Annotated in this window: 1 protein-coding gene; it reads left to right on the top strand. The window is 66.4% G+C overall.

The window, feature by feature from the left end; translation table 11 throughout:
* Nucleotides 1-220: hypothetical protein (locus BGIM_RS50730; RefSeq protein WP_193788990.1), on the top strand; the 220-nt coding region annotated here is incomplete at both ends.

Genomic DNA, 220 nt, shown 5'->3' with positions numbered 1-220 from the left:
CACACCGGCGGAGTTTGACGCGATCTGCGAGCCACAGGCCCGGCAGGCGGTCGGGGAAATTATCGGGTTGTTCACGAACGGGAAGTTCGGCGACTGGCCGGACGTCGTGATGGTGACGCACGACGCCTCCTTTCTGCCCGGCCTGGTCGTGCGGCTGGAGAACGAGATTGGCCAGCGCACCGATGTCCGGTTCCTGAATTCCCCGGCGTCGGCCGCCGAC

It is taken from the genome of Zavarzinella formosa DSM 19928, from assembly GCF_000255705.1.
Classification (GTDB): domain Bacteria; phylum Planctomycetota; class Planctomycetia; order Gemmatales; family Gemmataceae; genus Zavarzinella; species Zavarzinella formosa.
The sequence above is the reverse complement of the archived record's forward strand: the minus strand, read 5'-3'. Positions and strand labels throughout refer to the sequence as shown.